This is a genomic window from Arthrobacter sp. PAMC 25486 (assembly GCF_000785535.1).
In the GTDB taxonomy this organism is placed as follows: domain Bacteria; phylum Actinomycetota; class Actinomycetes; order Actinomycetales; family Micrococcaceae; genus Specibacter.
The window spans coordinates 1,493,681-1,519,560 of sequence record NZ_CP007595.1 but is presented as its reverse complement, the minus strand read 5'-3'; the positions used below and the strand labels follow the sequence as shown (position 1 = coordinate 1,519,560).

Sequence of the window (25,880 nt, the reverse complement as noted above, 5' to 3'; positions counted from 1 at the left end):
GCGCGCGGGGCAGCCTTGCGAGCAGGCTAAATAATAGTTACCCTGTAACCATTACCGAGTAACTATTGGTTGCGGCTTCGCGAAGCCGGCCCGTTGAGGAGAATTGCCATGTCCGTAAAGCATGCCCTGCTTGCACTGCTCTCGTGGAAGCCATCCACCATGTACCAGCTGCGGAAGGATTTTGACGCCTCAACGGGGGAAACCTGGCCGCTAAACATCGGGCAGGTTTCCACCACCTTGCAGCGCCTTGAGCGCGACGGGCTGGTGGTGCAGGATGCTGCGGAGGCGGGGGAGCCGGAGCCGTGGCGGCTGACGGCCAGCGGGCTGGCGGAGGTGGAAAGCTGGTGGCACAGCCCCGTTCCGCGAGAAACGCCGGGGCGGGACGAACTGGTCATCAAGCTGGCGCTCGCCGTCACAGTGCCCGGTGTGGATGTTGCCGCACTGGTCCAGCGCCAACGCTCAGCCACACTGCGGGTGCTCCATGACATCACGAAGGCGCGGCGCACCGTGGAGCAGGGCGACATCGCTGTTCGGCTGGTCCTGGACAATCACATCTTCACCACGGAAGCCGAGCTGCGCTGGCTCGACGACGTGGAAGAAACCCTGGTGCGGGCGCAGGCCGCGGCGCTGGCATCAGCCCAAGTTGGGGCAAAAGCCTCGGCCACCCAGGTGCCAGTCGCAGCCAACGCCAGGCCCGCCAAGATCCGGAGCAAGCGATGACCGCCAACACCAGCCCCGTCCTGGAAATCCGCAACGCCTGCCGCGTTCATGGTGAGCGGGAGCTGGCTGTCCAGGCCCTCGCCGATGCCACCATTGCGATCCAGCCGGGCGAATTTGTAGCCGTCATGGGCCCTTCCGGTTCCGGCAAGTCAACGCTGCTGCACCTGGCAGGCGGGCTGGACGTGCCGACCGCGGGGCAGGTTCTGGTGGAGGGTACTGACCTGGCCACGCTCAGCATCGCCCAGCGTGCCGTGATCCGACGACGGTCCGCGGGTTACGTCTTTCAGGACTTCAACCTGCTCCCGGCGCTGACTGCCGCGGAGAACGTGGCGTTTCCGTTGGAGCTCGACGGCTGGTCCAAGAAGAAAGCCCGGCAGGCGGCCCTTGCGAGCCTGGACGACACGGGGGTGGCCGAGCTGGCGGACCGGCGCCCCGAGGACATGTCCGGCGGACAAGCACAGCGGGTTGCCATCGCCCGCGCATTAGTGGGGCCGCGGCGCCTGCTGCTCGCTGACGAGCCCACCGGAGCCCTGGACTCCACCAACGGCACAGCCGTTCTGCGCCTGCTGCGGGAGAAGGCAGACAACGGCGCCGCCGTGCTGATGGTCACCCATGAGGCGCGTTATGCGGCCTGGACCGACAGGACATTGTTCCTGCGGGACGGGCGGATCATCGACCAGTCGGGCCCGTCGGACGCGTCCGAACTCTTGAGCCAGGGGACCGCATGAGCGCGGCGGACACCATGGAACGGACCGCCGCGGCTCCCGTGCCGCACCCTGCCGCGGGCATGGTTGAGCGGTGGTGGCGCCCATGGCTTGCCGTGTTGCGACTTGCCGCACACGACGCCGTCCGTCACCGCGCGCGGACCGTCCTCGCCACGCTGCTGGTCGCCCTGCCCATCGCGGCACTGGTTGGCGGGACGGTGCTGACCCAGTCTGCCGTGCCCAGCCGGGATCTGGCCTTGGCTGGAATTCCCGACGGTGTGCACGCCACGGTGACAGCCACGGCGGTCACCCCAACAAGCGTCCCCTTTCCTCAAATTCCCGAGGGCGCGCCGGGGCCGTGGATTGACGATGTCAGCCAGGTCCCCGCCGGCTTCAAGGAACTATCCGGCATCCTCCCCGCCGGAAACTCACTGCGACAGTACTGGAATTCACCGCAGCTGCTGGCCACCACCGGGCTTGACCTGAAACCCGGCGAACAGGCAGTTGCCGGCGCCGGTGTCATTGAATCCGTGGACCGCAGGAAGATCAGTGTTTCCACGCTGCAGGAAGCGGACGCGGAAACGCTCGGACTGTTGCTGCCCCGGCTGTCGTCGGGGTCGTTCCCGGCGGACAGCTCCGGCACGGTCCTCACCTCCGCCCTGGCCAGCCAGCTGGGTGTGGCAGCAGGTGACTCACTGGTGCTGGTGGCCCCGCCGTTCAACGGCATGATGGGCACCAGCGGCCGCATCGGCGACGCCGTGCAGGACTCCCAGCGCGGCTACCGTGTCGCAGGCATTGTCGACAGCGAGGAATCGCAGGCTTGGGCCCTTGACGGCTGGATTTCCACCATGGCCGCCGCGAGCCCCGCCGGCGTGGACGGCCATTGGCTCGTGGTGGGCGACGAGTCCGTGACGTGGGAGCAGGCCAAGGAACTCAACAGGCTGCAGTCGTTCGCGGTCTCCCGGCACGTTCTGGAGAACTACCCGGCCGCCGGCGAGCTGTATCCCGTCCCGGTGGACCCGGTGGCGCTCCTCGGCCGTATTGCGGCGGTGGCCGTGACCGGTCTGGTGGGCGGCCTGCTCGTCCTGTTCCTGGTCACCCCCGCCTTCGCCGTGTCCACGGAACAGTCCCGGCGCATGCTCGGCCTGGCAGCGGCGACGGGGGCCACGCCGTCGGACTTGAAACGGATCGTCACGGCCCAGGGCCTGGTGGTCGGCCTGGCTGGCGGCATCCTGGGTGCGGCGCTCGGTTCCATCGCGGGGATTATTGCCAGGGATGCGGGCCCATCGGGTCCCACCCAGTTCCCATGGTGGATCCTGCCCGTGGGGGTGGTTGTTGCCGGTGTCCTGGGGATGATCGCAACATGGCTCCCGGCGCGGACGGCCGCACGCCTGGCGCCGGTGGATGCCCTCAAGGACCGGCCCACCGAACCCCCGCAGCCCAATGCCAATGTTCGACGCCGGATGGCCGGCCTGGCCGGGCCGCTGCTGTTACTCGCGGGGCTGGCTTGTGCGGCGCTGTCGCTGACCCTGCCGCTGCCTGACGTTTCCGGGCAGGCCATGGCGTCAGGCGGATCCGGGGCGCCGGGACTGCTGGCACTGTTCATGGTCCTGGGGCTGCTGCTGGTGGTCGCGGGCCTGGTCCAGAGCTTAAAATCGCTGGTGGGGCTCGGTGCCAGGCTGTCAGGGCGGCTGCCCATGCTGCCACGCCTGGCGCTGCGCGATGCGGCAGACCACAGCTCCCGGTTCCTGCCGGCCGCAGCCGGCATCCTGGTGTCGGTGCTGGCCGCGTCCTTCCTGGCCGTGGCCATGGGTTCCATGGTGGCCAACGCAAAGGACATGAACGGATCCATGACCGCCAACCACGTGTTTGTGGTGGGGCCAAACGTTCCTGTCTCCGCCACCTTTGACCGCCTGGTCATTGACGATGCCATCGAGAAACTGCGCGCGGATTTCCCGGTGGCCGGGCACCACCCCATCTTCACGACGCCCGGCACCGGCCCGCTGCACCTTGCCGCAGTGATGCCGGAGAACCGAACATGTCCAGACGATCAATGGCCGGACGCCGCATCATCCGTCGAGGTCGGCGCCCCGTTGCACTGCGTTGCTTGGGAGGGGTCATACCATCCGGGCATGAGTTTGGCCTGGTGGGGCGGCACCAGCACCTACATCATGAACGCCGGTGCGCTGCGTTCCTCAGGCCGGCCCGGCGCGGAGGCCGCCGCTGCCGTGCTCGAGGCAGGGGGCGCCGTCGTCAATAATGCAGCGATGCTCTCGCCGGAAGGCACGGTGCGGGTCGCCAGATCAACAGATCCCTTGCCTGATGACTCGAATGCGAAGGACACCGTGGTGGTTCCCGGCGCCTTCATGAAGGGCTTCGCGTCCTACCTGACCGTTTCGCCGGAAACGGCGGCACGGCTGGGCATAGAAAGCCCCGAATATGTGGGGGAGTACGTCGTTGCTGCCGAGGGAACCGGGCCGGCCGAACTGGCCCGGGCCCGGGAGCTGATGATGGCGGACAACAACCTGCTCATGGTGGGGCTGCCGCAGCTCCCCTATCCCTGGGGCGAACAGGCCATGCTGCTGCCCATCGCACTGTTGGCGGCCTTGGCCGTTGCTGCTGCTGCCATATCGATCCTGCTGGCCCGCACCCAGACAGTCCGGGATGCCGCGACCATGCACGCGGTCGGAGCCACTCCAAAGTTCCTGCGCCGCTTCACCCTGGTCCAGGCCTGTGTGGTGCTCGGCGCAGGTGTGCCGCTCGGGGCGCTGGCTGGGCTGGGGCTGGGCTGGTACCTCATCGCCTGGCAGCGCCGCGCCGCCAGGGGGATGGGTAATAGCCCATGGCTTGAGACGGTGCCGCTGTGGCAGGTGCAGGGCGTCCTAATTGTTTCAGTCATTGCTACCGGACTGCTGACGGCGTTCATCATTGGCGGCCCACCGAGGAAGTTCGTGCGCAGGACCATCGACTAGTACCGGATGCCCGCCTTTTTGTGCGGTACAGACGCGGGGCGGGCACTATTCCTTCTTGACCATGACGGTGTAGAGCAACATGTCCCCGTCGAGGCCACCGGCGGACGGGACACCTGCCTGGTATCTATTGGTCTCAAACCTGCCGGAGACCAATCTGCCGGATTCCGCCCACGTGGTTTCGGTCAGCCCGGCATCGGCCATGGTCTGGCGAACGTCTTGCATGGCAGCTGTGGCATCGTCCGTGCGGATGGGCAGGCTCCAGCACGCGGTGGCCGCATCGTCCTTGCCTGGCACCGTCATGACGCTACTGAGACGCTACCGAGACGTTACTGAGACGCTACCGAGACGCTACTGAGAGGCCCATCGTGCAGCGGGATTTCGGCAGGAAAGTCGGCTGGCAGCTCAACTTCAGGCAGCGGTTCGCGGTCCTTCTTCTGGGCGACTGGTTTATCCTTCGTCTTCTCAGGCGCGTCTGGGTTCGTGTCCGGTTGCTTCTCGGCAGCCAGCGGGCCCTGTGTCGCGATGCCGGGGCTGTGAGGAACAGCCGCTGATCGTGAACGCCAGCAACAAGGGGGTTAGGGGTTAGCGGGTTAGCGGCCAGGACCCTAAACAAAAAGTGGCCGGTTGTGCGAACTAATTCGCACAACCGGCCACCGTCATAATGTGCCCTCGGAGGGATTCGAACCCCCGACCTACGGTACCGGAAACCGACGCTCTATCCCCTGAGCTACGAAGGCGTGGCAACCGTGGCTGCCAAAGGGAACGAGAAAGAGCTTAGCAGGTGCGGGGCGCGAGTTGTAAAACCGGTGACCGGCGGGGGCTGCCGGCGTGGCAGGAATCATCAAACTCGCCATCGATTCATGCCCCGCCGCCCTGCACCGCCCGGGTAATGTTGGGGCAATGGTGAACACATGGGCATGAAAATGCATCAAAAGGCGTGGCTTTTCGCCGCCGCCATCATTCTGACAGCGTTGACCCTGCGCGCCGCCGTGACGGTGGTTCCGCCGTTGATCTCAACCATCAACCACGACCTCCCGCTCACGCCCGCCACCATCGGCATACTCGGCATGCTTCCCACCGCGGCCTTCGGACTGTTCGGCTTTTTGACGCCCTACGTCATCCGTTGGGCCTCCCTTGAACGGCTCATTGTCATTGCCATCATTGTGGGCATTGTGGGCCAGGTCGCCCGGGTCTTGGTGCCCAACACGCCCCTGTTCCTGATCTTTTCGGTGATTGCCTTTGGCGGTCTCGGCGCAGGAAACGTGCTCCTGCCGCCGTTGGTGAAGAAATATTTTCCCACCAAAATCGGCCTCATGACGGCCCTGTACGTCACCGCCATTTCGGTCGGCACCGCCCTTCCCGCGCAGCTCTCGGTGCCCGTCGCCGACGCCACCAGCTGGCAATTCTCCCTCGCGTCCTGGGCTGGAATCAGCACCATCGCGCTCATTCCGTGGCTTGTGGCCCTCTTTTCGCAACGGACCTCTTCCCCGCGCACGGCGGCGGCCGCCACCGACGCTGCCGCCCCGCCCGCCGCCGTCGTACCCCAGGATCAACTGACGGTGCATGCGGCGCCCGCGGAAACGGCCGCGCCGCCGAAGATGAACCTGTGGAAGTCGCCGACCGCCTGGGGACTGACCTTCATGTTTGGCTGCACCTCGCTGAACACCTACGCACTTTTTGCGTGGTTGCCGGAAATCCTGACCCAGGCCGGACTCGACCGGGCCCATGCCGGGTCAATGTTGGCCCTGTTTGCCGCGTTCGGCCTGCCCCTGAGCCTGCTCATTCCCTTGATCGCCGCCAAGATGCGCAACCCGTTCCCTGCCGTGCTGGTCATGCTTGGCTGCTTTGTTGTCGGCTATCTGGGCCTGCTGTTGTCCCCGGCCAACGGCACCTGGTTGTGGGTTGCGTTTGCCGGGCTTGGCCCGGGCACCTTCCCGCTGTCGCTGCTGTTGATCAACCACCGCACCCGGACCCAGCTGGGTGCCGGGGCGCTGTCCGGCTTCAGCCAGGGGATGGGCTACACGTTCGCCTGCACCGGCCCGCTGTTCTTTGGCCTGCTGCGACAGTGGACGGGATCGTGGACGGTGCCGTTTGTATTCCTGTTCGCCACGTTGGTGCTGCTGGGCGTCGGGGCATGGATCATCTGCCGGCCCAAAATGCTCGAAGACGACTTCGCACCAGCCCCGGTCCCGGCCACCTGACCGGTCCGTCCCGCCGAGATGTGCGATGACGCCCTCCCCGCCACGCGCGCCCCGCCGAGATGTGCGATGACGCCCTCCCCGCCCCGCCGAGATGTGCGATGACGCCCTCCCCGTCCTCACTAAGCAGCTGTGTGGCTGATATTGGACTTGATAGGGCTTTTCCCGGCGTAATCCGTCCATCAGCTGCTACATAGAAATTCGAGTACGCACTTATTGGACCGGATAGCGCATTCCTCAGCGTTATCGGTCCATTATCTGCGTACTCGATCCGGGAGGGGTACTGGGACGAGTCCAGATTCATGCGCGGATTGGGGGAGGGTGCGGCCGGAACCGTACACTTAGAAGCGTGACTCCTGAAGAACTTTCTGCCGCCATTACCTCCTGCCTAAAAGAAGCCGTCGACGCCGGTGATATCACCGTTCCCGCCGAGGCGCTGCCCACGGAAGTCAAGGTGGACCGGCCCAAGAGCCGCGACCACGGCGACTGGGCCACCAACATCGCACTGCAGCTGGCCAAGCCGGCCGGCGTGCCGCCGCGCAAGATCGCCGAGATCCTGCAGAGCCGCCTCGGCGATATTCCCGGTGTTTCCAAGGTGGACATTGCCGGCCCCGGCTTCTTGAACATCACTGTTGACGCGGCAGCCGCAGGCGAGCTGGCGAAGGCCATCGTCGAAGCAGGCGAAGCCTACGGCAGCAACACCCAGATGGCCGGCACCAAGATCAACCTGGAGTTCGTCTCTGCCAACCCCACGGGCCCCATCCACCTCGGCGGCACCCGCTGGGCAGCCGTGGGTGATTCCCTGGCCCGCATCTTCTTGTCCCAGGGCGCGGACGTGACCCGCGAATATTACTTCAACGACCACGGCAACCAGATCGACAAGTTTGCCCGCTCCCTCCTGGCCAGCGCCAAGGGCGAGCCTGCACCGGAAGACGGCTACGGCGGAGCGTACATCGAGGACATCGCCAAGGAAGTCATGGCGAACAACCCGGACATCCTCAGCAAAGAAGACCCGCAGGAAGAGTTCCGCGCCCAGGGCGTCGAGCTCATGTTCGCGGCGATCCGGAAGTCACTGCACGAGTTCGGCGTCGACTTTGACGTCTACTTCCACGAGAACTCCCTCTTTGAGGACGGCGCCGTGGAGAAGCTGCTCGAACAGCTCAAGGGCTCCGGGAACATGTACCTCAAGGACGGTGCCTGGTGGCTGAACTCCACCGACTACGGCGACGACAAGGACCGCGTTGTCATCAAGAGTGACGGCAACGCCGCCTACATCGCCGGGGACATCGCCTACTTCAAGAACAAGCGTGACCGCGGCTTTGACCTGTGCATCTACATGCTCGGCGCCGACCACCACGGCTATGTGGCCCGCCTGAAGGCCGCCGCGGCAGCCATGGGCGACGACGCCAACCGCGTCGAGGTCCTCATCGGCCAAATGGTGAACCTGGTTCAGGACGGGACGCCCGTGCGCATGTCCAAGCGCGCCGGCACGGTGGTCACCATGGAAGACCTCGTGGAGATTGTCGGCACCGACGCCGCCCGCTACCAGCTGGCCCGTTTCTCTTCCGACTCCAACATCGACATCGATTTGGACGTTTTGACGAAGAAGTCCAACGAGAATCCCGTGTTCTACGTGCAGTACGCCCACGCCCGCACCTGCGCAGTGGGCCGCAACGCCGCCGCCGCCAACGTGGAGCGCACGGTCTTTGATGCTGCACTGCTGCGCCACGCCACCGAATCCGAGCTCCTCGCAGTCCTCGGCCAGTACCCCGGTGTGCTCTCCCACGCTGCCGGATTCCGTGAACCGCACCGCGTGGCCCGCCACCTGGAAGTCATCGCCGGCGCCTACCACCGCTGGTACGACGCCTGCCGCGTCACCCCCATGGGCGAGGAGCCCGTCACGGACACGAACCGCACCCGCTTGTGGCTCAACGACGCCGTGGGCCAGGTCCTCGCCAACGGCCTGTCGCTGCTGGGCGTCTCCGCCCCGGAGCGGATGTAACCATGACCGAAGAAACCATGGCCAACACGATTGCCGGCGCACAGCTGGCTCCCGAATGGCTGCCCGCCGCCGGAAACCTCAATGAGCTGGTGCCCGCCATGTGGGCGCACGACGTCGAACGCGGCCACAGCGGCGAGCTCACCATCAGCGGCATCCCGGTTAGCGAATTAAAGGCACAGTTCGGCACGCCGCTGTTTGTCATGAGCGAGGACGACTTCCGCGCCCGTGCCCGCACCTTCAAGGACGCCTTCGATGCGGCGTTTGCGGACATTTGCGGTGGCGTGGACGTCTACTACGCCGGCAAGGCGTTCCTGTCCGTGGAGGTGGCCCGCTGGGTTGATTCGGAGGGGCTGCGCCTGGATACCTGCTCCGGCGGCGAATTGGCCGTGGCCAAACGTGCCGGCCTGAAGGGTGAAAACCTGGGCCTGCACGGCAACAACAAGTCCACCGCCGAGATTAACCGTGCACTGGACATGGGGCTGGGCCGCATTGTGGTGGACAGCCTGCACGAGCTGGCCCGCGTGGCGGACATCGCCGCAGCCCGCGGGGAAAAGGCCAACGTCATGCTGCGCCTGACCCCCGGCGTGCACGCCCACACCCACGAGTCCATCGCCACGGCCCACGAGGACCAGAAGTTCGGGCTCTCGATGCTTGCCGAGGACCCGCAGGCCCCCGGCATGAGCGCCGCCGAGGCCGCCTCAAAGCTGGCCGTGGAGTCGGAAAGCATCAACTTCCTGGGCTTCCACGCCCACATCGGCTCGCAGATCTTTGAGGCCGAAGGCTTCGAAATCGCCGCCCGCAAGCTGCTGCGATTCACCCATGAAATCCAGAACAAGTACGGCATCACCTTGCCGGAACTTGACCTGGGCGGCGGCTACGGTATTGCCTACACCGCGGTGGACACCCCGCGCCCGGCGGCCGAAGTCGCACAGGCGATGGCCGCCGTCGTCCGCGAAACCTGCAAGGAACTGGACATGGCCGTCCCGCGGATCTCCATTGAGCCGGGCCGTGCCATCGTCGGCAGCACCACATTCACGCTGTACGAGACCGGCACACTGAAAACGGTGCAGGTCGAGGTGGACGGCCAGGAAGATGTGACGGCGCCGCGCCGTTATGTGTCGGTGGACGGCGGCATGAGCGACAATGCCCGTCCCGTGCTCTACGAGGCGGATTATTCGGCGGTTCTGGCCAGCCGCAACGCCACCGCGGCTCCCGCATTGTCCCGAGTGGTGGGCAAACATTGCGAGAGTGGTGACATTGTTGTTAGAGATGTATATCTGCCCAATGACGTGGCGGCCGGGGACTTGCTTGCAGTTCCCGGAACGGGCGCGTACTGCTGGGCATTGGCCAGCAACTACAACTATGTGCCCCGCCCGCCCGTTGTCGCCGTGAAGAACGGCGCCGCACGCTTGATTGTGCGGGGCGAAACAGAAGACGATTTGCTGGCACGCGATTTAGGGGCCTAGAGACCTTTGACAGAGCGCAACACCGTGGACACCGATGTGTCCGCCACCATCAAGACCCTGAAAGTGGCGCTCCTTGGCGCCGGAAATGTGGGCTCGCAGGTTGCCCGTATTTTGCTGGACGACGCCGACGCGCTGGCCGCCCGCACGGGTGCCCGGCTGGAGCTTGTTGGCATTGCCGTGCGCAATGTTGACGCCCCGCGTGAAGTGGCGCTGCCCCGTGAGCTGTTCACCACCGACGCCTCGGCGCTGGTGCGCGGTGCCGACATTGTGATTGAGCTGATAGGCGGGCTGGAGCCGGCCAAGACGCTGATCCTGGAGGCCATCGAGCATGGCGCCACGGTCGTCACCGGCAACAAGGCGCTGCTGGCAGTTGACGGTCCGGCGCTCTATGAGAAGGCCGATGCCGCCGGCGTCCAGCTCTCCTACGAGGCCGCCGTGGCCGGTGCCATCCCCATCCTGCGCCCCATCACGGATTCGCTGGCAGGGGACAAGATCACCCGCGTCATGGGCATCGTCAACGGCACCACGAACTTCATCCTTGACGCCATGGATTCCACCGGCGCCGATTTCGCCGACGCGCTGGCCGAGGCCACCCGCCTGGGCTATGCCGAGGCCGATCCCACCGCGGACATCGAGGGCCACGACGCCGCAGCCAAGGGCGCCATCCTCGCCTCGCTCGCCTTCCACACGCGCTTTGCGCTGGAGGACGTCCACTGCGAGGGCATTACAAAGGTCACCGCCACGGACATCGCCTCCGCCAAGGAGGCCGGCTACGTCATCAAGCTGCTGGCGATTGCCGAAAAGATTCAAGACAAGGACGACGGCGGACACCTCACCTCAGGCGTGAGCGTGCGCGTGCATCCCACCCTGATTCCCCGCGAACACCCGCTGGGTGCCGTGCGCGGTGCGTTCAACGCCGTGTTTGTTGAGGCGGAATCGGCCGGCGAGCTCATGTTCTATGGCCGTGGTGCCGGTGGTTCACCCACCGCATCAGCCGTCATGGGCGATGTTGTCTCGGCGGCCCGCCGCCTGGTCCTGGGCGGCCCCGGCCGCACCGATTCCACCATTGAGGTACTGCCGGTGCTGCCCATCGAGGCTGTGGCAACGCGCTACTACATTGGCATGGATGCGGCAGACCAACCCGGGGTGCTGTCCAAGATTGCAGCGCTCTTTGCGGAGAACGGCGTCTCGATTGAGACGATGCGCCAGACGGTGTACCGCGAACCGGGCGAGACGGACGGACCAGGTTCCGCCGAGCTGCGCATTGTCACGCACCGTGCCGGCGAGGCTGCGCTGGCTGCAACGGTTAAGGCCATCAACGGCCTTGACAGCATTAATTCAATTACAAGTGTCTTGAGGGTGGAGGGAGTCTGATGGCTCACCAGTGGCGCGGGGTTGTCCGCGAATATGCAGAGCGTTTGCCGGTAACGGCTGACACAAAAATCATCACCCTGGGTGAAGGCGGCACACCGTTGGTGTACGCACAGCAGCTCTCGGCCCTGACCGGCTCAAAGGTGTACCTGAAGGTGGAGGGCATGAACCCCACCGGATCCTTCAAGGACCGTGGCATGACCATGGCCATGACGGCTGCCGTTGCGTCGGGCGCCAAGGCCGTAGTGTGCGCCTCCACCGGCAACACCTCGGCGTCGGCAGCCGCCTACGCCAAGGCCGCCGGCCTGACGTGCGCCGTGTTGGTGCCGGAAGGCAAGATCTCCATGGGCAAGCTGAGCCAGGCCGTGGCCCACGGCGCAACAATCCTGCAGGTTGACGGCAACTTTGACAACTGCCTGGACGTGGCCCGCAAGCTGGCCGACTCCTACCCGGTGTTCTTAGTGAACTCGGTCAACCCAGCCCGCATCGAGGGCCAGAAGACCGGCGCCTTCGAAGTCGTTGACGCCCTGGGCGATGCCCCCGATTACCATGTGCTGCCCGTGGGCAACGCAGGCAACATCAGTGCCTATTGGCGCGGGTACAAGGAATACTGCGCACCGTATGAATCCGCTGAAAACGGCACGCTTGCGGCCGTGTCCACCCACACGCCCATCATGTGGGGCTTCCAGGCCGCCGGTGCGGCACCGTTCGTGGCAGGGCACCCCATCACGGAGCCCGACACGATTGCCACGGCCATCCGCATCGGCAACCCGGCGTCCTGGGACCTGGCCATTGCCGCCCGCGACGAGTCCGGCGGGCTCATCGAAGCTGTCACGGATGAGGAAATCCTGGCCGCGCACCGCTGGCTCTCAGCCAAGGAAGGCGTGTTCGTTGAACCGGGTTCCGCAGCAGGCGTTGCCGGCCTGATCAAGAAGCACGCCGCCGGCGAGGTTCCCTCCGGCAAGACGTTCGTCATCACCGTCACCGGCCACGGCCTGAAGGATCCCGACTGGGCCCTGAAGAATGCAGACGGCAGTGCAGCACAGCCCAAGTCAGTGCCTTTTGACGTGGTGACAGTTGCCAATGCACTGGGTCTGACGGACTAGCGCCACACGTTCATGACAGGGGCAACCATGGTGACACCGCTTTTGAAAACACCGCTCAGCGGGATAACTGCCACCGTGCAGGTGCCCGGCACCAGCGCCAACCTGGGCCCCGGCTTCGACTCGCTGGGGCTGGCAGTTTCGCTCTACGACACACTGAGCGTCACAGCGCTGGCCGTGCCGGAGCTGGAGTTTGAGCTCAGCGGTGAAGGGGTGGCGGAGCTTCCCCGGGACGGCCGCCACCTGGTGGTCAAGACCATGGACACAGCCTGGGCACGCCTGGGCTACAGCCGTGTGGGATTGCGGATCACCGCAGCCAATGTGCTCCCACACGGCCGTGGCCTGGGATCCTCGGCATCGGCCATCGTGGCGGCCGTCATGGCCGCCAACGCCCTGGTGGCACCCGAGGACCAGCAAGACAAGGCCTGGATTTTGCAGCTCGCATCCGAGCTGGAAGGCCATCCCGACAACGTTGCCCCGGCCATTTACGGTGCCGTTGCCATCTCGTGGCAGGAAGGGCCGGACTACGCCAGTGCCAGGCTCACACCGGCGGCCATGGTCATTCCCGTTGTTGCCATTCCCGACGTCGAGCTTAAGACCGAGCGGGCCCGCGGCATGTTGCCTGCAACGGTCCCGCATGCCGACGCAGCAGCCAATTCCGGCCGCGCGGCGCTGCTCATGCACGCCCTGACGGCGCAGCCCGAGTTGCTGCTGGCCGGCACGCGCGACTACCTGCACCAGAACTACCGCGCCGCGGCCATGCCCGGCAGTGCCGGACTCGTGGCGCAATTGCGGGCCGAGGGATTCGCCGCCTTCATTTCAGGTGCCGGACCCACGGTCATGACCCTGGCCAATGGCCCGGCACAGGCCGACTCGGCTGTGGCCCGCATCACCGAAATTGGCGCCATTGCCCGCAGCGAGCACAAACACGGCGTGTCTTGGCGCGTTTTACGGCTTCAGGTTGACCTTGAAGGTGCTAAAGTGGAAGTGCATCCATAGCTTGTAAACACTTTCCCGAACTTTGATTTCACTGGTCTCGTTCTTCTTGGCCCGTGTGGAGTCGGTCGTTGTTTATGGAACTCATGATGCCGCTCTTACGGCCTGTGCTTTTCTTGTGCAAGGACCGGCGGATCAACACAGGGCAGCCGCCAGTGTGATTCACAGAATCGCTCCCATTTGAGATTTGATTCAAAGAGTGAACTACACCATTGTTTGGACCCGCCGCTTGCGGGATAAACAATGGAACCTCAGAAACATCCCCTTGCAGGCCAGTGCGGCAGCAAAGGGGAGTCTCCGACACTAATTCATCGCGGCCCCAATAACTGGGCCCGCCATCGAGGGGGAAGGATCCTTCGTGACCGAAACCATAACTTCTGCCGCTGCTCCCAAGTCTGCAGGTCTGGCCGGATTGAAATTGGCTCAACTGCAGGTACTTGCAGGCCAGTTGGGCATCACCGGCGGCTCCAGGATGCGCAAGGGCGATCTTGTTGACGCCATCTCGGCACACCAGCGCGGATCCTCTGTAGCCGACCGCCCGGCACGCTCGGCTGCAAAGACCGAGGAAGCTGCCCCGGCAGCCGCCAAGGCCCCCGCTGCCAAGGCAACGGCCGCCAAGGCAACTGCCGCCAAGGGCGCCGCCGCCACGAAGGTCGCCGAGCCTGCCGCCAAAACCACTGAGGCAGCTGTCGCCGCAGAGCCGAAGGCAGCAGCAGAGCGGCCCACCCGAGGCCGCACCCGCCGTGCCGCCAGCAGTGATGGCATCATCACCACCGGCGCCCCCGCCGTCAGTGAGGAAGCCGCCGCACAGGCGCCGGCAGCCGCTCCGGAGACGGCCGCCGTCGAACCGTCAGAAGGTGCCAGCGGCGAGAACGACGGCGACAACCGCCGCCAGCCCCGCACCCGCAACCGCCGTGCACAAGGTGGCGGACGGACGCAGTCGGCCGACGCCGACGAAACCACCGAGGCGCCCGCCGCTGTTGTCGGCGAATCCGCAAGCGGCCATGAGCCTGCCGGCTCAACCGATGCAGCCTCCTCCGAGGCCGGTAACGGTGAGCACGGCGAAGGCTCCGATCGCAACAACCGGAACCAGCGCAACAACCGCAACCAGCGCAACAACAATGACCGGTCCGCCAACGACCGCAGCAGCCAGGGCAACCACTCGGGCAGCACCGCCGGCAACAACTCGAACAACAACTCGAGCAGCACCGACGACGAAGACGGCTCCCGGAACAACCGCAACCGCCGCAACCGCCGCGACCGGAATTCCAACGATTCCAACGATCGCAATGACCGCAGCGGCAACACCAGCAACAACAACCGCAACGATCGCAACGATCGAAACGACCGTTTCCGTGACCGCAATGAACGCCGCCGCGGCCGCAACGCCGGTCCCGACTTCGATGACACCGAGCTGACAGAGGACGATGTCCTGCTGCCCGTGGCCGGCATCCTGGACATCCTGGAGAACTACGCCTTCGTGCGCACCTCCGGCTACCTGCCCGGTGCCAACGATGTTTACGTATCCCTGCAGCAGGTCAAGAAGTTCAACCTGCGCAAGGGCGACGCCGTCGTCGGCGCCATCCGCGCCCCGCGTGAAGGCGAAGACCGCAGCAACGCCCAGAGCGCCCGCCAGAAGTTCAACGCACTGGTGCGCGTCACCAGTGTCAACGGCAAGACTCCTGAAGAGCTCAAGGACCGTGTTGAGTTCTCCAAGCTGGTTCCGCTGTACCCCTCCGAGCGCCTGCGCCTGGAAACCGACCCCAAGAAGGTTGGGCCCCGTGTCATCGACCTCGTGGCACCCATCGGCAAGGGTCAGCGCGGCTTGATCGTGTCCCCGCCGAAGGCTGGCAAGACGCTGATCCTGCAGTCGATCGCCAACGCCATCACCATCAACAACCCTGAGGTCCACCTCATGATGGTCCTTGTTGATGAACGCCCTGAAGAAGTCACCGACATGCAGCGCACCGTCAAGGGTGAGGTCATTGCCTCAACCTTCGACCGCCCCGCCGATGACCACACGCAGGTTGCCGAGCTCTCCATCGAGCGCGCCAAGCGCCTTGTGGAAATGGGCATGGACGTTGTTGTGCTGCTTGACTCCATGACCCGTTTGGGCCGTGCCTACAACAACTCCGCACCGTCTTCCGGACGCATCCTCTCCGGTGGTGTGGACTCCGCAGCCCTGTACCCGCCCAAGCGATTCTTCGGTGCAGCCCGCAACATTGAAAACGGCGGCTCACTGACCATTCTGGCCACGGCACTGGTGGAAACCGGTTCCAAGGCTGACGAGGTCATCTTCGAAGAGTTCAAGGGCACCGGCAACATGGAACTGCGCCTCTCACGCCAGCTGGCTGACAAGCGCATCTTCCCCGCCGTCGACGTCAACGGCTCCGGCACACGCCGCGAAGAAAACCTGCTTTCCCCCGAGGAAGTCAAGATCATGTGGCGCCTGCGCCGCGTGCTCTCCGGCCTGGAAATGCAGCAGTCGCTTGAACTGCTCACCTCCAAGATCCGTGAAACGCAGTCCAACGTTGAGTTCCTCATGCAGATCCAGAAGACAACCCTGGGTTCCAAGGCCGAACAAGACAAGTAGCTACACAAACTAATCCGCCTTCGTAGTGAAGGGGGCCCCACCGCGGCAGTCAATGCCGCGACGGCCCCTTTCACTGCCTGGCGGATTAGTGCGTTAAACGTGGGGCCGCTGCCGGACTTGTAGAAACCCGGGTAAGCCCCCTGGAGCTGAATTCGTTATTAGACTTGACGTACGTCGAGAGAGGTTTTGAAATGTTTGAATCCATCCATGGCTTGCTTGATGAGCACGCCGAGCTGCAGATGCGGTTGAGCGAGCCCGAGGTGCACGCCGACCAGGCACTGGCGCGCAAGCTGGGCCGCCGGTATGCGGAACTGAGCAACGTGGTTGAGGGCTACCACCAGGTTGAAACGATCGGCGACGATCTGGAAGCGGCCCGTGAAATGGCGGCCGAGGATGCTGACTTTGCGGCCGAAGTGCCCGTCCTGGAAGAGCAGCTGGCAGCGGCCCAGGAGAAGCTGCGCCGTCTGCTGATCCCGCGCGATCCTGACGACGCACGCGATGTGATCCTGGAAGTCAAGGCTGGTGAAGGCGGCGACGAGGCGGCCCTCTTTGCCGCGGACCTGGTGCGCATGTACACCCGATACGCGGATTCACGAGGCTGGAAGACCGAGATCATCTCCGCCACGGAATCGGACCTGGGCGGGTACAAGGACATCTCCATCGCCGTCAAGGGCCGTTCCAACGATCCGGCCGAAGGTGTGTTTGCCCGTCTGAAGTTTGAAGGCGGCGTGCACCGTGTACAGCGCGTGCCCGCCACGGAAAGCCAGGGACGCATCCACACGTCCGCCGCCGGCGTGCTGGTACTGCCGGAAGTGGATGAGCCCGAAGAAGTCGACATCCACCAGAACGAACTCAAGATCGACGTCTACCGGTCATCCGGTCCGGGCGGCCAGTCAGTTAACACCACCGACTCCGCCGTGCGCATCACGCACCTTCCCACAGGCATCGTCGTCGCGATGCAGAACGAGAAGTCGCAGCTGCAGAACCGTGAAGCCGGCATGCGCGTGCTCCGGGCACGCATCCTGGCGCACCGGCAGGCCATCATCGACGCTGAAAACTCGGCCACGCGCAAGTCGCAGATCCGCACCATGGACCGCTCGGAGCGCATCCGCACGTACAACTATCCCGAGAACCGCATCGCCGACCACCGCACCGGATACAAGGCCTACAACCTTGATGCTGTTATGAACGGCGATCTGGAGCCCGTAGTGCAATCAGCCATTGAGATGGATGAGCAGGCACGATTGGACGCCATTGGCGACTAGTCCCCACTCGCCGGCCGAAGAAACCGCTGGCGCGATTTCCCCGGAACCTGGTGAGCGTGGCCCCACCCACTCGCCGGCCGAAGAAACCGCTGGCGCGATTTCCCCGGAACCTGGTGAGCGTGGCCCCACCCACTCGCCGGCCGAGAGCTTGCTGGCTGACGCAGTTGAAAGTGCGACGGCGGTCCTTGCGACCGCTGGCGTGCCCTCACCGGCGGTTGATGCGCAGCTTTTGGCCGCCCATCTGATGGGTGTGAACCGCGGCGAATTGGCAGCCATGCTATTTGGCACAGCTGTGGCACCTGCGGGCTATGGTGCCTTAATCGAGCGGCGTGCCGCACGCGAACCGCTGCAGCACATTACCGGGACTGCCTACTTTAGGTACCTGGAACTGGCAGTTGGCAAGGGTGTCTTTGTGCCGCGGCCGGAGACGGAATCCGTCGTCCAGCTGGCTATTGATGTATTAACACAGATGCGTCAGGAAGACGGTGGTGAGCTGCTCGCCGTCGACCTTGGTACGGGATCAGGCGCCATAGCCGCTGCCCTGGCCACCGAAGTTGCCGGTTCCCGTGTGTATGCCGTGGAGCTTAGCGATGATGCGTATCCCTGGGCGCAGCGGAACCTGGCGGGCACCGGTGCCACGCTTGTCCACGGCGACATGCGCGATGCCTTTCTCGAACTGGATGGAACGGTGGACGTGGTGGTTTCAAACCCGCCGTACATTCCGGCCGATGCCATCCCGCGTGACCTTGAAGTACGCCTGCACGATCCCCACATGGCGCTGTACGGCGGGGGAGCGGACGGCATGGAAATGCCAACAGCTGCCGCGGCGACCGCGGCCAGGCTGCTGCGCCCGGGCGGATACTTTGTCATGGAGCATGCCGAAGTGCAGGCAGCACAAATGGCAGCGCTCCTTGAGGGTAGCGGCGCATGGGAGAATGTTCGCAGCCACGTGGACCTGACCGGACGAGACAGGGCCACCAGCGGCTGGCGCCGCTAAAGAAGTCGCATGGAGACGGTGTTTGGCCAGGCGCATTCAACTGTGGAGGCGCCATGATGAAAGAATGTAAAACGTGAGTACCACTTCTTATAACTGCACCAATGATGACCAGCGCGTTGCAGGCTTGGCCCACGCCCAGAAGGCCATCACGGCCAAACAACTGATCGTCATGCCCACCGACACCGTCTACGGCCTTGCCGCAGACGCCTTCTCACCGCAGGCCGTCGCCATCCTGCTTGCCGCCAAGGGACGTGGCCGCAACATGCCGCCGCCCGTGTTGATCCCACGCATTGGCACCATGGAGGGGCTGGCCGTCGAGATTCCCGACGACGCCCGCAAGCTGGCCGAGAAGTACTGGCCCGGCCCGTTGACCCTGATCTTCCATGCGCAGCCGTCCCTGAGCTGGGACCTTGGCGACACCGTGGGCACTGTTGCCCTGCGCGTGCCCGATGACCAGCTGGCCCTGGACCTGCTTACTGCCACCGGCCCGCTGGCAGTCTCCAGCGCTAACCGCACCGGAGCGCCCGCCGCCCAGACGGCGTCGGACGCCCGGTCGCAATTGGCGGAATCCGTTGAGGTGTACCTGGAGGGCGGATTCCGACCCTTGGAAGGGACCGACCCCACGCCGTCAACTATCGTCGATGCCACCGGCCTGCGCCTTCGCGTAGTGCGTGAAGGCGCCATTTCCCTGGCCGAGATCAAGGCCATCATTCCCAGCGCACTCGGTCCCGAAGCCGAGCCTGCAATGTGGGAACCGGCAAATCTGACAAAACACGACCCCGCAACTGATGCTGCTTCGGACGCTGCGGTTGTAGCGCCGGTGCTCAATCTGGCGAAGGCCGAAGTGCCTGTAGAAACTGACGCTGCCGCATCCGAGTCTGCCGCTGAAGTGGCTGCAGACGCCGCACATGACACCGGTTTGGTCAATGATTCGTCTGTCGAGGCTGATGCCGTGCCGGAAGCAGAAACAGCCGATTCCACAGAGTCGGATACAGCCGTGGACGCAGCGACTCCTGCCAAAGATGCACCTGCTGAAGGCGTGTCCGTCGATGAAACGGTCGAGCCAGCTTCTCCGGCCAAGGAAGATTCACCCACTACAGGTTCTTAGCCCGCACCCTGCACCGTGAACTCGCAGTTAATGCCCTCAAAATTCAAATTGAGGGCATTAACTGCGAGTTCGTGAGAAACACGCCGGTTCGGCCGGTGGTTGCTGGGCGGGACCGCCGTATCTGCAGTTTGGAATTCAGGATCGCGCCGTCCAAGCCCAGTTTGGCACGCAGGATCGGGGTCCGGGGCATGTAATGTGATTCGCCGCTTGTCCACAGGCAGCGAATCACAACTACTGCCGCCAAAACTGCGTGCGGAAGCACCTGCAGCGTTTGACAGAATTAGGGGCGTTGGCCGCGTGCGGCTTGCAGCACTGACGTCACGGCAGGCTCGGGGAGCAGCCCTGCAGTTTGCGCCCAGCCGGGAGTTTGCTCCTGGCCAAACCACATGAGCTCCACCCTGCGGATGGGCCCGTGCAGGCGTTCGCCCAGAAGTCTGGACACAACATAGCCGCTCTTCAGGACCGTGCGGCACAGCCATTGCGGAAGGCTGCGCGGCTTGCGCCCACCGGCCGCGCTGAGCACGTCACTGACGCTCAGGCCCTCCCATGGCTGCAGTACCAGAGAGGGCACGGCGGTGGGGCAAGACCCTGTTTCAACAACAAACCACGCCAGTGCATTGATGGAACTGACGGGTGTGGGCGCCGTCCCGGGGGAGGCAACAGAAGCCAACGGGGAGCGTGCCACCTTCACGAACGAGGTGGTGGTGGGTCGACTGGGACCTTGCACCGAGGTGGCCCGGACCGTGACAATGCTGGCAGAGGCAGAGGCAGCATCGCCTGAATCGAGTGCAAGAAGCTCAAGGACTTCCTCGCCCAGTGCCTTGGACCGCGAGTAGGCGGAGAAAGGTGCGCGGTCGCTGGATTCATCAATGACCCTGCGGTGTCCCTGCACCGAGGCGCTGCTCAGGTGCACAAACCGTGTGACACCGGCCTCGCGTGCGGCCAGGCTGATGACGGCGGGCAGCAGCGCGTTGGCTCCGGTCAGCGCCGGTGATTCGCCATCGCCCGGTGTGGCCAGCCCGGCCGCATTCACCACAATGTCAACGCCGGCAAAGGCGGACGTTAAGGTGGCAATGGCCCCGGACGCACGTGCCTCGGCCACCAGCTCAGGGGCGGACACTGCTGCGGACGCCAGCCGCGGTGCAGCAAGGGCAATGACGGACAGGCCGCGCCCGCGCAGCTCTGCAACCACTGCGGAACCAACAAATCCTGTAGCGCCAAGGACCAACCAGCGGAGGGGTGAAGTCATGTCAGTGGGAGCTTTCCAGTGGTTGCATGGGCACAAAGTCGTCGGCTGCCATTATCTGGCGGGAATCCCGCCAGCCGGCAAACAGCCTGCTGGTGCCGCGGAGCGTCTTTTCAACTCCGACCAGGCGCAACAGCTCTTTGGACATGGTCAGTGCCGTGCCCAGGGCAAAGCCGAAGCGGTTGTACCGGTTGTGCACGCGCAGGTACTGGGCAACCAGGCCCCGGTTGCGCATGACGTAGTAGCGGCTCAGGTCTGAGGCGTCGTTCAGGTGGCGGATGCCCAGGTTCAGGCTGCGCTGGGGGCGCACCTTGTGCAGGACAAACTCGTTGACATACACAACCGGACGCTGCAGGGAGATGAGCCAGCCGTAAATGGTGTCATCCCAGGTCAGGAAGAACCGGGAGTCCGGAAGGCCAACGCCCTCGACGGCGTCAACGTGCAGGAGCATGCCCTCGAAGCAGCCAACGTTGGTGGGAAATTCGTTGGTCTGCTCAAAGATGTCCCCACGCACGGGCAGTGGCAGGCCCAGGAAGGTGTTGAAGCTGTTTTGCCAAAAGAACGGTTCGCCGGCGGCATCGTAACGGCGTCCCACGAGTGCATCGTATTTATCCATCCACGGACCAAAGGCGCCGACGGCCCCGGGAACCACGGTGACGTCGTCGTCCATCAGCCACATCCACTGGGCGCCTTCGGCCAGGGCACGCTCCACGCCGGCCGAGAAGCCGCCGGCACCGCCGGAATTGACGGCCAGCTCATGGTGAATCACGGGGATGGGGGTGGGGAGCTGCGCAAACGTCTCGCGCACCGATTCAATGGCAGCCACGGTTGAATCCGTGCTGGCGTTGTTGACCACAATCACCCCGTCCGGGGCCGGATCCAGCGCAGCTACGGAGGAAAGAAGCTCGGACAGGTAATCAGCACGGTTGAACGTGGTGATGACAATGAAGAATTGGCTGCGCCGCTGCGAACTCAAAACTTTTGGTCCTTCATGGGGCCAAATTTAGCCCCTCGCATGCCGGCAGAGTAGGTGGAGACCCATTTGGCCAGGCCCCTGATGTCGCCCTTCTTCAGGAAGAACAAGGGGTAGCCCACGGCGTCCGCCACGAAAGAGCGCACGCGGCGGTGTTTGCGGGTCAAAAAGCCGCGGTTGCGGTAGTAGTAAAAACGCTTGAAGGCGGTTTCCGGGACCAACACGTGCAGGCGGTCACCCAGCACTTCCTGCACCTCGCCCCAGCCGGCGGGGTGGGTCAGGGCAACGGAGGTGACGGTGCCGAATTTCACCTTGGCCTGGCGCAGGCGGAGCATGAAGTCGGTCTCATCGCCGCGGATGAACAAGCGCAGGTCCGGCAGGCCCACCTTGAAGAACACGTCCGTGCGGATGAGTGCCCCGTTGAAGAACTGGCCCACATTCTCAATGAAACCCAGAGGTTCAACCACGGAACGCTCATGGGTCAGGTGGCCGTCAATACGGAACGGGAACGACAGCTTGGTGGGTTCCCCGGGTGCCACAATGAGCGGCACAACAACGTCAAGCTGGCGGGCCTTGGCAGCTGCCAGCAGCGTGGCCAGGCAGGCAGGGTCTTCCGGGTGGGCGTCGTCGTCCATGATCCAGACCCACTCGGCACCGGAGGCGATGGCGTTGAGGATGGCCAGGGAGAAACCGCCGGCACCGCCCAGGTTCGCCAGCGAACGGACGTAGGTGACCTCGGCAGGCGCCTCGGCGGCAATGGCCTCAACGGATTGCGTGCCGGAATCAACCAAGGCAATGGCGTGCGGCGTGTGGCTTTGCTGCGAAAGGGCTCCCAACAAGGTGCGTACGTCGTCGGGCCTGTCAAAGGTCACGGCGGCAACGGCAACGGAATCGGTCAAGGAGGTTCCTCTCGGGTGGTGCCTGCGGTGTTCCGCGGCATCCGGCACGGCTAAACAGTGAGTAACCACGTAAAGGGATTACTATTCATGTGTAGCCTCCAGTTTAGTACAGCCATCCATGGGTGCGTTGTTGCGCCATGGCTCAGGCGGCTCAGAGAAGCAATAACCCCGGACGAATACGGAAAATACGAATTACGTTGAATATCTCCAGTGCACAGGCAGGCGGGAATCCCGCAATTTCTTCCGGGGACGGCGATCGTAAACCACGACTGTGGCTTTGGTCACAGGCCGCCCTCGATTCACTGGCCTGGGCGGTGGCGTTGTGTCTGGCGGTGCTGCTGCGTTACGAGCTCGATGTCCATCTCATCAATTTTCCCGGCCTCATCATCCTCATCACCCTGGCGGTGGCCACCCAGCTGATCGTGGGCTGGTACATGGCCCTGTACAGGGGCCGGTACACGTTCGGCAGCATCAGCGAAGCCCGCGTGCTCATCGCCGTCACGCTGATTGTGGGTGTGGTTGTCAGCATTGTGCTCTCGATCTTCATCAACGAACTTCACATCGCCCGCTCGGTGGCCGTCATCGCCTTCCCGTTCGCGGCGCTGTCCATGGCCGCGGTGCGGTACGCCAAGCGCCTCTATGTTGAGGGCAAACCGACCTTTGGTGAGGAGGCCCAGCGCACCTTGATTTACGGTGCCGGATTCCTGGGTAATTCGCTGGTCACCCGCATGGTCCAGGACCCCGAGTCGCCTTACGTTCCCGTGGGCCTGATCGACGACGACAGTTCCAAAAAGCACCTGCGCCTGAGCTCGGTGGGCGTCCTTGGTGGCGGCCACGAGCTGCCGGAAATCATCAAGCGCACCAAGTCAACGGTGATCGTGCTTGCCATGGCCCACCTCAGTGCCCGCCAGATTCGTGAAATTTCCGACGGCGTCTCCGGACTGGGAGTGAAGGTGCTGGTGCTGCCGCCCCTGCAAGACATGCTCAGCCCCGACACCAACACGGACAAGCGCGGCGGGCTCACCGACTTCCGCGAGATTGACGTTGCGGACCTCATCGGCCGCACCCCGGTGGAAACCCAGGTGGAACAAATCGCCGGTTATATCAAGGGCAAGCGTGTCCTCGTGACGGGTGCGGGCGGTTCCATCGGTTCCGAACTGTGCCGCCAGCTCAGCGGTTTTGAGCCCGCCGAGCTCATGATGCTGGACCGTGACGAATCCGGGCTGCAGCACACCCAGCTCTCCATCGAGGGCCACGGCCTGCTCGATAACAAGAACATCTTGCTGGCCGACATCCGCGATGCCGACGCGCTGAACCTGATCTTCGCCAAGCGCCGCCCCGAAGTTGTCTTCCACGCCGCCGCGCTCAAGCACGCACCGCTGCTGCAGATGTACCCGGAAGAGGGCTGGAAGACCAACGTCATCGGCTCCCTCAACGTGCTCCAAGCAGCCCGCAGCGTCGATGTTGAAACGTATGTGAACGTCTCCACCGACAAGGCGGCCAGCCCCACCACCGCCCTGGGCCACTCCAAGCGGGCAGCCGAAAAGCTCACGTCCTGGATGGCGGGGGAGACCGGCATGCGCTACGTCTCGGTCCGCTTCGGCAACGTCATCGGCAGCCGCGGCTCCATGCTCCCGCTGTTCACCGACCAGATCAACAAGGGCGGGCCAGTCACCGTCACCCACCCCGACGTGACCCGGTTCTTCATGACCATCCCGGAGGCCTGCCAGCTCGTCATCCAGGCCGGCGCCATCGGCCACGGCGGCGACGTGCTGATCCTGGACATGGGCGAACCCGTGCGCATCATGGACGTGGCCGAACGCATGATCGCCATGTCCGGCCGCGACATCAAGATCAAGATCACCGGCCTGCGGCCCTCGGAAAAGCTGCACGAACAACTCACCGGCGACGACGAAATCCAAGACCCCGACGGCCATGCCAAGATTTCCCACACGCACGCGCGCCCGCTCAGCCCCGCCGAGCTGGACCTTGAGCTGTGGCTGCAACGCTGCAGGGACGAGGCCGGGCCGGAGGGTCCCAGCATTGACGAGTCCGACGGCGACGTCGCGGCAGGTGCCTGATGGAACTTTGGGCACAAATCACCACAGGCGCCATTGCGTTGGGCCTGGCCTTGATCCTTCCGCTGTTCGTGCGCCCGCTGCTGGCCCGCGCCGGAGTGCTTGACGTCCCCAACGCGCGCTCCTCCCACAGCACACCCACCATTCGCGGCATGGGAATTACGACGGCGGCCGCCCTGGCTGCCGCTATCCTGGCCTCCGTGTTCCTGCCCCAGACGGGGTACGCGCTCAAAAGTTCGCTGACCCTGGTGGTGATTCTCGGCGTCGTGCTGGCCGCGGCCACCATCGGCTGGCTGGAAGACATCCGCGGGCTTTCCGTGAAGCTGCGGGCAAGCCTGCAACTGGGTGTTGGCGCCGTTGCCACGGCCATCGTTGCCCTGATTGATCCGGGCCAGCAGCAGCTCTGGCTCATTCCCGTCGGCGCCCTGGCCGTGGCCGCCTACATTAATGTCGCCAACTTTATGGACGGCATCAACGGCATTTCCGGCACCCATGGCCTGCTGGTGGGCGGCTTTTATGCTTACGCCGGTGTCCTGAGCGGGCATTCCTGGCTGGTCTATGCTGGCATCGCGATCGCCCTGGCCTTCGCCGGGTTCCTGCCCTGGAACCTGAGCCGCAACAAGGTGTTCCTTGGTGATGTTGGCAGCTACCTGCTGGGGGCTTCGATTGCCGTGACCGCCATGTGCGCGTTCCTGGCCGGGGTGCCGGTGGAGTACATTTTCTCGCCCGTGCTCATTTACCTGGTTGACACGTTCGTGACGTTCCTGCGCCGGCTGCTTGCGGGGGAGCGCTGGTATGTGGCGCACCGCCAGCACGTGTACCAGCGCTTGAACATCGTTGGGCTGAGCCACCTCCAGGCCACCGCCGTTGTCTGTGCTGCCACCATCATCGTGAGCGTCTTGGGTGTCATCGCCGCCCAAGGCAGCGAAGTGGTGCAGGTTGTGGCAACAGCCGCCGGATTCGCCGTGGTGCTCGGCTACCTGCGCACCCCCACGCTGTTCCAAAGCTACTTCCGACGGCGTGCGCTGCGTGCCGGTGACGGGGTGGCGGGCGGTGCGCCGGACGGGACCGCGGACAAAAACGGGGCGGGGCTATAGAGGCGTGACAATGGGTCAGCAACAAGTTCTATCTCGTGTAGAATTTACTGCGGTGACATTCACCGCAGCTTTGCCCGCACCGTACTTCACGG

General features: G+C 64.4%; 18 protein-coding genes, 1 tRNA gene and 1 pseudogene. 15 read left to right on the top strand and 5 right to left on the bottom strand.

The features are described 5' to 3' along the window. The first annotated feature begins 108 nt into the window (after nucleotides 1-108). Genes art_RS06920 through art_RS06910 form a run of 3 tightly spaced genes read left to right on the top strand, consistent with a single transcriptional unit; the run spans nucleotide 109 to nucleotide 4,396 of the window. Nucleotides 109-720, top strand: coding sequence for a PadR family transcriptional regulator (locus art_RS06920; RefSeq protein WP_038463416.1), 612 nt, complete (start codon nucleotides 109-111; stop codon nucleotides 718-720). Continuing rightward, nucleotides 717-1,448 (top strand): ABC transporter ATP-binding protein, encoded by a 732-nt coding sequence (locus art_RS06915; protein WP_038463413.1) that lies wholly within the window; start codon nucleotides 717-719, stop codon nucleotides 1,446-1,448. The genes art_RS06920 and art_RS06915 overlap by 4 nt, the downstream gene beginning before the upstream one ends. Beyond that, nucleotides 1,445-4,396 (top strand): FtsX-like permease family protein, encoded by a 2,952-nt coding sequence (locus tag art_RS06910; protein WP_052136092.1) that lies wholly within the window; start codon nucleotides 1,445-1,447, stop codon nucleotides 4,394-4,396. The genes art_RS06915 and art_RS06910 overlap by 4 nt, the downstream gene beginning before the upstream one ends. A gap of 45 nt (nucleotides 4,397-4,441) precedes the next feature. On the opposite strand, the gene art_RS06905 is transcribed toward art_RS06910, so the two are convergent. Together art_RS06905 and art_RS06895 are read right to left on the bottom strand one after the other, a co-directional pair. Then, nucleotides 4,442-4,696 (bottom strand): hypothetical protein, encoded by a 255-nt coding sequence (locus tag art_RS06905; protein ID WP_038463411.1) that lies wholly within the window; start codon nucleotides 4,694-4,696, stop codon nucleotides 4,442-4,444. Nucleotides 4,697-5,060: 364 nt separating this feature from the next. After that, nucleotides 5,061-5,133: transfer RNA gene (locus art_RS06895), tRNA-Arg, on the bottom strand. A gap of 180 nt (nucleotides 5,134-5,313) precedes the next feature. Here art_RS06895 and art_RS06890 point away from each other — a divergent pair. From art_RS06890 to art_RS22910, 10 genes and pseudogenes are all read left to right on the top strand, one after another. After that, nucleotides 5,314-6,597, top strand: a complete 1,284-nt coding sequence (locus tag art_RS06890) for a CynX/NimT family MFS transporter (protein ID WP_162182041.1) — start codon at nucleotides 5,314-5,316, stop codon at nucleotides 6,595-6,597. A gap of 346 nt (nucleotides 6,598-6,943) precedes the next feature. Beyond that, nucleotides 6,944-8,596: an arginine--tRNA ligase gene (gene argS / locus art_RS06885; RefSeq protein ID WP_038463409.1), complete on the top strand. Its 1,653-nt coding sequence runs from the start codon at nucleotides 6,944-6,946 to the stop codon at nucleotides 8,594-8,596. A 2-nt stretch (nucleotides 8,597-8,598) separates the two neighbouring features. Continuing rightward, on the top strand, nucleotides 8,599-10,062 hold the full coding sequence (gene lysA, locus art_RS06880) for a diaminopimelate decarboxylase (protein ID WP_253901504.1): 1,464 nt from the start codon (nucleotides 8,599-8,601) through the stop codon (nucleotides 10,060-10,062). A 48-nt stretch (nucleotides 10,063-10,110) separates the two neighbouring features. Beyond that, nucleotides 10,111-11,436: a homoserine dehydrogenase gene (locus tag art_RS06875; protein ID WP_038469113.1), complete on the top strand. Its 1,326-nt coding sequence runs from the start codon at nucleotides 10,111-10,113 to the stop codon at nucleotides 11,434-11,436. Then, the gene (gene thrC, locus art_RS06870; RefSeq protein WP_038463408.1) at nucleotides 11,436-12,539 is read left to right on the top strand and encodes a threonine synthase; all 1,104 of its coding nucleotides are present in this window, start codon (nucleotides 11,436-11,438) and stop codon (nucleotides 12,537-12,539) included. The genes art_RS06875 and thrC overlap by 1 nt, the downstream gene beginning before the upstream one ends. Nucleotides 12,540-12,566: 27 nt before the next feature. After that, nucleotides 12,567-13,535, top strand: coding sequence for a homoserine kinase (thrB, locus tag art_RS06865; RefSeq protein WP_038469110.1), 969 nt, complete (start codon nucleotides 12,567-12,569; stop codon nucleotides 13,533-13,535). Nucleotides 13,536-13,890: 355 nt separating this feature from the next. Continuing rightward, complete coding sequence (rho, locus tag art_RS06860) at nucleotides 13,891-16,125, top strand: transcription termination factor Rho (RefSeq protein WP_253901503.1); 2,235 nt, start codon at nucleotides 13,891-13,893, stop codon at nucleotides 16,123-16,125. Between the two features lie 191 nt (nucleotides 16,126-16,316). Further along, nucleotides 16,317-17,390: a peptide chain release factor 1 gene (gene prfA / locus art_RS06855; RefSeq protein WP_038463405.1), complete on the top strand. Its 1,074-nt coding sequence runs from the start codon at nucleotides 16,317-16,319 to the stop codon at nucleotides 17,388-17,390. Further along, nucleotides 17,356-18,387: a peptide chain release factor N(5)-glutamine methyltransferase gene (gene prmC / locus art_RS06850; RefSeq protein WP_082000157.1), complete on the top strand. Its 1,032-nt coding sequence runs from the start codon at nucleotides 17,356-17,358 to the stop codon at nucleotides 18,385-18,387. Before prfA ends, prmC begins: the two co-directional genes overlap by 35 nt. 73 nt (nucleotides 18,388-18,460) lie before the next feature. Continuing rightward, nucleotides 18,461-19,114 (top strand): annotated as a pseudogene (locus art_RS22910) (L-threonylcarbamoyladenylate synthase); the annotation flags it as partial. Nucleotides 19,115-19,775: 661 nt separating this feature from the next. Here art_RS22910 and art_RS06840 read toward each other — a convergent pair. From art_RS06840 to art_RS06830, 3 genes are read right to left on the bottom strand one after another with little or no spacing between them, the layout of a single operon-like run. Further along, a complete protein-coding gene (locus art_RS06840; protein WP_038463403.1) occupies nucleotides 19,776-20,744 on the bottom strand; it encodes an NAD(P)-dependent oxidoreductase in 969 nt (322 codons plus the stop codon). Nucleotide 20,745: 1 nt separating this feature from the next. Next, the gene (locus tag art_RS06835) at nucleotides 20,746-21,717 is read right to left on the bottom strand and encodes a glycosyltransferase (protein ID WP_038463401.1); all 972 of its coding nucleotides are present in this window, start codon (nucleotides 21,715-21,717) and stop codon (nucleotides 20,746-20,748) included. Continuing rightward, on the bottom strand, nucleotides 21,714-22,613 hold the full coding sequence (locus art_RS06830) for a glycosyltransferase family 2 protein (RefSeq protein WP_038463399.1): 900 nt from the start codon (nucleotides 22,611-22,613) through the stop codon (nucleotides 21,714-21,716). The genes art_RS06835 and art_RS06830 overlap by 4 nt, the downstream gene beginning before the upstream one ends. Before the next feature lie 197 nt (nucleotides 22,614-22,810). Between art_RS06830 and art_RS06825 the strand changes: the two genes are divergently transcribed. Both art_RS06825 and art_RS06820 read left to right on the top strand, forming a co-directional pair. Then, on the top strand, nucleotides 22,811-24,694 hold the full coding sequence (locus tag art_RS06825) for a nucleoside-diphosphate sugar epimerase/dehydratase (protein ID WP_253901502.1): 1,884 nt from the start codon (nucleotides 22,811-22,813) through the stop codon (nucleotides 24,692-24,694). Beyond that, nucleotides 24,694-25,788 (top strand): glycosyltransferase family 4 protein, encoded by a 1,095-nt coding sequence (locus tag art_RS06820; protein WP_082000153.1) that lies wholly within the window; start codon nucleotides 24,694-24,696, stop codon nucleotides 25,786-25,788. Before art_RS06825 ends, art_RS06820 begins: the two co-directional genes overlap by 1 nt. The last annotated feature ends 92 nt before the right edge of the window (nucleotides 25,789-25,880 follow it).